Source organism: Psychrobacter sp. FME13, assembly GCF_014861395.1.
Taxonomy (GTDB): Bacteria; Pseudomonadota; Gammaproteobacteria; order Pseudomonadales; family Moraxellaceae; genus Psychrobacter.
Genome location: NZ_RRYV01000140.1, coordinates 1 through 8388 on the forward strand (window position 1 = coordinate 1; position 8388 = coordinate 8388).

General features: G+C 42.4%; 6 protein-coding genes. 3 read left to right on the forward strand and 3 right to left on the reverse strand.

Going from position 1 to position 8388, the window contains the following annotated elements:
• The first annotated feature begins 122 nt into the window (after positions 1-122).
• On the forward strand, positions 123-932 hold the full coding sequence (locus tag EI164_RS12905; RefSeq protein WP_192520356.1) for a YciK family oxidoreductase: 810 nt from the start codon (positions 123-125) through the stop codon (positions 930-932).
• A gap of 88 nt (positions 933-1020) precedes the next feature.
• On the opposite strand, the gene EI164_RS12910 is transcribed toward EI164_RS12905, so the two are convergent.
• Both EI164_RS12910 and ompR read right to left on the reverse strand, forming a co-directional pair.
• Positions 1021-2208 carry a CobW family GTP-binding protein gene (locus EI164_RS12910; protein WP_192520357.1) on the reverse strand — a complete coding sequence of 396 codons (1188 nt, stop codon included), beginning with the start codon at positions 2206-2208 and terminating at the stop codon, positions 1021-1023.
• Positions 2209-2329: 121 nt separating this feature from the next.
• Positions 2330-3088: a two-component system response regulator OmpR gene (gene ompR / locus EI164_RS12915; protein ID WP_192520358.1), complete on the reverse strand. Its 759-nt coding sequence runs from the start codon at positions 3086-3088 to the stop codon at positions 2330-2332.
• Positions 3089-3468: 380 nt separating this feature from the next.
• Here ompR and EI164_RS12920 point away from each other — a divergent pair, with 380 nt between their 5' ends.
• Positions 3469-5994 carry a Tex family protein gene (locus tag EI164_RS12920; protein WP_192520359.1) on the forward strand — a complete coding sequence of 842 codons (2526 nt, stop codon included), beginning with the start codon at positions 3469-3471 and terminating at the stop codon, positions 5992-5994.
• Positions 5995-6177: 183 nt separating this feature from the next.
• The gene (locus tag EI164_RS17510) at positions 6178-6357 is read left to right on the forward strand and encodes a pentapeptide repeat-containing protein (RefSeq protein WP_225739288.1); all 180 of its coding nucleotides are present in this window, start codon (positions 6178-6180) and stop codon (positions 6355-6357) included.
• 725 nt (positions 6358-7082) lie between these two features.
• On the opposite strand, the gene EI164_RS12930 is transcribed toward EI164_RS17510, so the two are convergent.
• Entirely contained in the window at positions 7083-8297 is a 1215-nt protein-coding gene (locus tag EI164_RS12930; RefSeq protein ID WP_225739287.1) for a saccharopine dehydrogenase family protein, read from the reverse strand.
• Between the last annotated feature and the right edge of the window lie 91 nt (positions 8298-8388).

An 8388-nucleotide genomic window follows, 5' to 3' on the forward strand; every position in this document is an offset into this window, starting at 1 on the left:
AACCAGGTGTTTTATTCCATTACTTAGCGTTGCACTTGGTGTGTTAATCTAAGTTATTTAAATGTATGAGTACTTAATTTTATTGATATTTAACTAGTAAACGATAAGCAGTGAGTAATGCCATGAGTGATAACAATCAGCAAACCAGTCAAAACCCTACTCAACCTCTAACTCATGATGAAATTCGTGATTTTGTACCATCTGAGAACTGTTTGGATGGTAAGACCATTTTAGTGACAGGCGCTGGTGATGGTATTGGTCGTGTTGCTGCTTTAACCTATGCACGTTATGGTGCAACAGTGCTGCTATTGGGTCGTACCAGTAGTAAGCTTGAGTATGTTTATGATGAGATAGAAAGCTTTGGTGGTAAGCAGCCAGCGATGCTACCAATGAATCTAGAAGGGGCCACCTATGCCGAAATGCAGCAGCTCGAAGGATTAATTGACAAAGAAATCGGTCAATTGGATGGTGTGTTGCATAACGCAGGTTTGCTTGGACAGCTGACGCCGCTTGAGATGTATGATGTAGATACTTTTGCTCAAGTGATGAAGGTTAACTTTACATCGACGTTTATGCTCACCCAAGCGTTGCTACCGCTACTAAAAGACGCAAATAATGGCTCCATTGTCTTTACTTCTAGCACAGTTGGTACACATCCTCGTGCATTTTGGGGCGCTTATGCGCTCTCAAAGCAAGCAGTAGAAGGGATGAGTGATATCTTTACTCAGGAAACTCAGAACACGACTAATCTGCGTTTTAACTGTATCAATCCTGGTGGTACGCGTACCAATATGCGCGCCCATGCTTATCCAGGTGAAAACCCTATGAGTCTCAAAACGCCAGAAGATATTATGGCAGGCTACGTTTGCTTGATGAGTGATGCGAGCATTGGCGTGCGCGGGCAAGTGGTTGAATTACAGCCCAAAAACTAGCAGTGGTTTTCCTTGGCTATGGCGTATTCATTTTTCAGTCAGTTTGAATATCGACTCCGTATTTTAGTATATACGTTACTGTTATGAGCTATACAACCATAGCCATCAGCTCTTGATCACAGGTATCCCAATTTATAGAGGTTGCAGATAACTCAGGTTTCAGTTCAATATCTACCTCTTCTTTAGCTGCATCTTCATCTAACTGCAAAATCATCTCTATTCGGCTATCAACCTGCACGCTGGCCGTCTTGGTGGTTAAGCTGTCAGGGGTGAAGTTAATCTGTAGCCAGCCGTCAGTCGTATTGACAACGCCTTTGATACGTAGCCAGTTGGGTAGTTTCAACAACCAATTCTGCAACTCATGCGCATCTAATTTATAGTGCGCTGGCAATCGCCAGCCTGCTAAGAGTATATCTTGTTGTTTTTCATGATAGCGGTAGGGTTGGTCGATATCTGTATCGTGTTGATCACTATCACTCTCTGCTGAAGAGTCCGATAACGGTGACATCGATTTAGCTGCTCTAGGAGGCTGCAAGCCCATGACTGATTTTTGAGTGTGAGTAATATTGATTTTGCGTTGTTTCGAGATTATTTGGCTAGCGTTATTTAGTTGATCGTTCAATCTCAGTAAGTATGCACTTTGAATATCAGCTGTGGCTTGCTCATCTGGTGCCCAAATGATTGTTACGTACGAATTTAGATTGGTAATCCACGCTATTAATGCTTGTTTATCGGTATCTTGCAATTGAGCGTAACGATTAATGACCAAAGCATCCGCATCACGGACATGGGCCTGAAAGCCATCTTGGTTGCGATACTTCTCCTGTTGCCAATGACTGCCGCTGAGTACCGTTATCACGGCTTGCATTTTTAGTGCTGTTTGCCAATGAGGAGCACCGAGTTGATTGATTAACTCGCGTGGATGCGCCAGTCCTGTCGGTTCTATGAGTAGCCGCTGCGGGTTGTGCTCACTGAGTAGCCTGCTAATTGCGATTTGTAACGGGAGCTGACTGGTACAACAAATACAGCCACCACTGACTTCACGAATAGCAATTTTTTGTTGTTCAAAATTATTGTCTTGTGAGCTTGCTAGTAACGAACCATCAATGCCGATATGACCAAACTCATTAATCAGCAATGCCCAACGCTCATCACTAGGCTTTGTAGCCAGTAATTCATTGATTACGGTCGTCTTTCCGGCACCCAAAAACCCTGTCACCAAGGTGCAGGGTATATTTTGAAAAATAATCGGTTTTTTCACAGAAATACTCGTCATATTAGCGCGTGTTTGAAAACTATCAAATACGGCTTATATTAAAAAGAAATTATGTCATTACGTGTTTGTAACTCAATGCGTGCATGTCATTTTTAAAATCATGACATGCATGCATCAAAGGTTACTCACTCTTAGCGGTTTCCCCTTCTGTTTCATCTGGTACAAAGACGTAACCCACACCCCAAACGGTCTGAATGTAGCGTGCTTGTGAAGGGTTATCTTCAATCAGACGGCGTAGGCGTGACACTTGGACGTCGATAGAGCGCTCCATTGCCCCCCATTCACGACCACGTGCCAGATTCATTAGCTTGTCACGAGTCAATGGCTCACGTGGATGCTGTACTAATGCCTTTAATACTGAAAACTCACCGGTTGTTAAGGTAACAACATTACCATCGCGTTTGAGCGTACGAGTCGATAGATCCAGCGTCCATGGTCCAAACTCAACCACTTCAAGCTGATGACTTGGTGCGCCAGGCAGCTCACGGTTTTGGCGACGGAGTACTGCTTTAATACGTGCCAATAATTCTTTAGGGTTAAATGGCTTGGGTAGATAATCATCAGCACCCGCTTCGAGTCCTGCGATACGATCCGCATCGCCGCCTTTAGCTGTCAGCATAATAATAGGAATGTCACCATTATCTTCACGCAAACGCTGACAAATACTGATACCGTCTTCACCAGGTAGCATCAAGTCTAATACTACCAACGAAAATAGTTCGCGCTGCATTAACTTGTCCATCTGATTACCATCGTGGGCAGTACGGACGACAAAACCGTCGTCTTCCAGAAAGCGTTGTAGCAACGAGCGTAAACGTGCATCATCATCGACGACTAAAATACGCTGAGTCAAAGTATCAGGGCTGTTATTATCAGTCATACAGGCATCCTCTTATAAAAATTATTATTAGTAGATATCATACATAAAAATCGTGTGTGAAGGGCTATCAGCAAAATAGTATCATTATCCAATTATTGGTCAGAAGCAATATTTTCCTATAATTGAAAACTATTGTTTAATGTATCAGAACATACCGATATTCTAGTTATTGATACTTTAGTGTATAAGATTGCACAACGAATTGCATCACTCATAAGGACAAATGCTGTATGCGTTTGTTTAACAAGGTGATAAAACCTATGATATTCGGCATTTTTTGCTATAAAACCCCCGATAAATAACGAAAAGATAAAAAGGATTTTTATTCATGCAGCTTTTGCTATAATGCAAAACTACATTTCTCAACGATTGATACGTATATGAGTAGCACTGATACCTTAACGCCATCTCAAACCTCGACAAATGCAAAGGTTTTGGATGCAACCACACACGCGAATATTCACGACAAGCTTGCTCGCGCGCTTGGCATTAAGACTGCTCAAGTCAATGCGTTTGTCAAACTTTACGATGAAGGCGCGACTGTTCCGTTTATTGCCCGTTACCGCAAAGAAAAGACTCAGAATCTTGATGATGCACAACTACGAGCGTTAGAGAAGTCTCTCAATTATGAGCGTGATATGGCCACCCGTCGCCTAAAAATTACTGAGCTGCTCAGCACGCAAGGTAATTTGACTGATGAGCTGCAGACGCGTATTGATAATGCGACATCGAAACTTGAGCTAGAAGACATCTATCTGCCATATCGTCCGCGCCGCCGTTCACCAGCTGCCAAAGCACGAGTTGCTGGCCTTGATATAGCTGCTCAGGCAGTGTTAACGCAAGAGATTACCCCAACGGATGCCTTAGCAGACTATCAATTACCATCTAGTATTACTGATGATAGTGGTAATGAAATTGAGGTTGATTTCAGTGATATAGAAAAGCAGTTGGCAGGTATACAAGCCATCATCGTTGACGAATGGACGCAAGCGCTAGATTTGTTAGACAACTTACGTAGTGGTTTTGCCAAAACTGCTAGTATCGTGTCTACTGTTGCTAGTGATGAAAAACGTGAAGTCGGTGAAAAATTCAAAGATTACTTTGAGCATAGTGAAAGCTTAGCGCGTCTGCCCAATCATCGTCTATTGGCGATGTTACGTGGTCGCCAAGAGAACGTCTTAGGTCTAAAGATTGAGGGTGAAGATACTCCTTTTATCGAAAAAATTATCAGTTATTTTGATATTAATACAAAAGCGCCTGCTGAGCGTTGCGCATTTTTAACGGAAGCAGCGAGCAGCTTGTGGAAAGAAAAATGGCGTCCGCATATAGAACATCGTTTGCTGACTGAAAAGCGTCTGACGGCTGAAGCGGATGCCATTGATGTGTTTGCAAATAATCTGCAGCATTTACTAATGTCAGCACCTGCCGGTCGTAAAGTTATTTTGGGCGTTGATCCAGGCATCCGTCATGGTGTCAAAATGGCGATTGTCGATGCACAAGGCCATGTCATGCTGGATAGTGAAGACAAACCGGTTGTTGCTACTGTTTATCCATTTGCACCTGATAATAAGATGAGCGAGGCCAAAAAAGTCATTGGTGCGCTACTAGATACTTATAATGTTGATTTGGTCGCTATCGGCAATGGTACGGCAAGTCGTGAAACAGACGCAATGATTAAAGAGATTTTGGCAGCCAACTCTGAGCTAAAAGCGAAAGCCGTTATCGTTAATGAGTCGGGTGCATCTGTCTATTCAGCCAGTGAGCTTGCCAGTGATGAGTTGGCTAATTTGGATGTCTCTGTACGTGGCGCAGTATCTATCGCTCGTCGTTTACAAGATCCATTATCAGAGCTTGTCAAGGTTGATCCAAAAGCCATTGGTGTTGGCCAATACCAGCATGATGTGAACCAAACTCAATTGGCAGATAGTCTTGATAAGGTAACACAAGATAGCGTAAATGCTGTTGGTGTCGATGTGAATACGGCGAGTCCTGCTATCCTGGCACATATCGCTGGTCTGAATCGCAATGTCGCTCAGCAAATCGTTACCTACCGTAAAGAAAACGGTGCCTTTGATAGTCGTGAAGCACTGAAAAATGTTCCACGTTTGGGTGCTAAGACCTTTGAACAAGCAGCAGGCTTCCTGCGTATCCATGGTGGCAGCAATCCTTTGGATGCCACAGGTGTGCATCCAGAGAGTTATGTGTTGGTTGATAGTTTATTAGCACAAGCAGGCAAGCCATTGTCAGAAATTATTGGTAACGATGGTGTGCTAAATACTATCGATACTACTGCACTTGCTACTAATGATGACAATATCAGCGTAAAAGCGATTGTTGATGAGCTTGCCAAACCTGCACGTGACCCACGTCCTGAGTTTAAGACAGCTAATTTTTGTGATGATGTAAATAGCATCAAAGATTTAGAAGAAGGCATGCAGCTCGAAGGTGTCGTGACTAATGTTACCGCCTTTGGTTGTTTCGTTGATGTTGGCGTTCACCAAGATGGTTTGGTTCATATTTCACAAATGGCCAATGATTTTGTCGCTGATCCGATGAATCGTGTGAAGCCAGGTGATATTGTCTCAGTACGTGTCATCTCTATTGATGAGAAGCGTGGTCGTATTGGCTTTAGTATGAAGCCTGAGTCTGAAAAACCAACACGTTCAGCAGTCAAATCTACTGCTAAAGACACGGACGCTGATGACAAAACCAATCGTTCACGTAATAGTCGCCCAAAATCGGCTGATAAGAGATCAAGCAAGTCACGTGGCGATCGTCAAGATAAAGGAAGTGCTAGTAATAATCGTAGCAAGGCACCAAGATCTGAGAAAACTGAGACACCTAGTAAGATGGGTACACTTGGTGCGTTATTGCAAGAAGCAGGCGTGACTAAAACCAAGAGATAAAAGATTGTAAATTATTTGCAACATAAAAAAGGCAGCCATTAGGCTGCCTTTTTTATTTTTTGTGTCCTGTTCTGAAAAAGCTACTGATAAAAACCAATCATCAGTAGCCGAACACTTAATTATCTAATGACTGATTACATACCTAGCTGTGGCATATCTGGTTGTTGCATGTCTGGCTGTGGCATGTCTGGCTGTGGCATATCTGGCTGTGGCATATCTGGCTGTGGCATATCTGGTTGTGACATATCTGGTTGTGACATATCTGGCTGTGGCATATCTGGTTGTGACATATCTGGTTGTGACATATCTGGTTGTGACATATCTGGTTGTGACATATCTGGCTGCTGCATTTCTTCTACTTGAGCTATATTTGCATTACCATTGGTTCTTGCAATTGAAATAGTTTGAGTCTCACTGATTTGAAAAGGGCTAGATTCAACTGAGTTTAGCCCGTTTTCGGCATTTTCAACGTCAGATTGCACTGCGCTATCAGCCATTGCTGTTTGCACGTCTGCTGGTGTGGTATCTGCAGGAGCTGCCATTGCCAAGCTTGGGATAGTAAGCGCTGCACTGATAAGTATTGATAAAGTACGTTTTTGCATGGGTTGGTTCCTTGGTTTACAGATTTTGTATATTAATTTAAAGAAATATCTAATTTAACCAGTATCTAATGCTGCTGCACATAGACTGAATATGTCGATAAAATATATATTTAGCACATTTAAAGGACTATTGATTGATTTGGAGGCATATTTTAATAAGATGCAGATAAAATAAAATCATGATAACCATCATACTGACTATCATGATTGTATAAGATAAAAGTCTTATTAATTAACTAATAACCAAACATAAATTCTGAAATGAAGAATAGCAATTAAGCTCTTGACGGTTCAGTGGTACATAAGTGGTACATGAATTAATATTCTAACAGCTTAATGTTTTCATGTGACATTGTGAAATCAGTGTATTCATATTGTTACATATTAAAGTCTGTTAAATATTTATGAACAATCTCTGTCAGTACCGTGATAGAGAGAGTATCAATGTATCAATGATGGTTATATGCGTTTGAGATAAGTTGACCATTATTCATCAATGACCTCGAAGCTAAGTCCTGCATACTTCTCTAAGCGTGCTAACAGGTGCTCACCCATCGCAGATGCTGGTGTCCAAAACCCACCATCAACAGTTTCTTTACTGATATCTTGTGCCAAACACAGTGCCGCTTGAGCTAGCATACGTGAGGTACTACCGTAGCCAGGGTCTTTGTCCCCGGTTACCTTGGTGTTAATAGTCTGTTTTTTTGTGGTCTGTCCAAAAAAGCGAATATCATAATAGCCATTTTCTTGCTCTTCTTCAGACGGACCAGATCCTGATTTGGGCAATACATGTTTAGATAGTAACTCACGGCTCGGGGTGATCATCATAGCGGTGGAAAATCCAAATAAGCCTGCACTCAAGGCGTAGCTCGATAGTTGACCTTTCACACCATCTTGCATCCACATGGCTTCATCATATTTAAAATCACGTCCATATTTATAACCAATTAACTGGTTGCTGTGATGCACAATACGAGTATTAATACTGGCCATCACAAAGGGGGCGAGCCAACGTTTGTGCTCATTATCGTATTCTGGCTTGCTGATGTTATCTTGGCGTACCCGTGGCGCATCTGTGTCATTGTTGAGTAGATAGGGGTTTGCTACCTGCTCACGACGAGCTTTACTCTTGCCTGCTTCTTCAAAGATAGTTGCCATTGATGCAATCGTCCCACCTGACAAGCCGCCTTTTGCGGCTTTTACGCGCATGTGAATGACATGGCAAGTATCACCGAACCTTTCTTCTGCTTTGGTTTGCGTAAAGTAGACACCTAAATCTGATGGGATAGAGTCAAAGCCACACGAGTTAATGATACGAGCGCCGCTCTGCTCGGCTGCATCTTGATATTTATCCATCATATCTTTGATAAAAATGGCTTCACCAGTGAGATCGACATAATCGGTACCGTTGGCGGTACAAGCCTTAATCAAAGGCTCCCCATATTTGAGATAAGGGCCGACGGTTGAAATAATGACTTGCGCTTGTGCGGTCATGTCATTCAGGCTAGCATCATCGTTGCTGTTAGCAATAATAATATCTACCTTACTTGTCAGCTCAGACTGTAATTCATTGAGCTTTGTCTCATCACGACCTGCTATTGCCCATGTGACTTGCGTACTATGGTTGTCCTTTCCGTTAGACAAAAAATCTGCTAAATAGTGAGCTGTGATTTTTCCTACAAAACTGGTTGCACCATACAAGACGACTGCATAAGGGCGATTTTTAATAAAATTATGGGTGGTGTTCTAAAAAGTATGCTGGCATCAGACGTAGCCATAATTGATGTAAAAG

Coding starts and splice junctions, on each gene's coding strand:
- EI164_RS12905 (WP_192520356.1), top strand. CDS start 123: ATGAGTGATAACAATCAGCAAACCAGTCAAAACCCTACTCAACCTCTA.
- ompR (WP_192520358.1), bottom strand. CDS start 3,088: ATGACTGATAATAACAGCCCTGATACTTTGACTCAGCGTATTTTAGTC.
- EI164_RS17510 (WP_225739288.1), top strand. CDS start 6,178: ATGTCTGGCTGTGGCATATCTGGCTGTGGCATATCTGGCTGTGGCATA.
- EI164_RS12920 (WP_192520359.1), top strand. CDS start 3,469: ATGAGTAGCACTGATACCTTAACGCCATCTCAAACCTCGACAAATGCA.
- EI164_RS12910 (WP_192520357.1), bottom strand. CDS start 2,208: ATGACGAGTATTTCTGTGAAAAAACCGATTATTTTTCAAAATATACCC.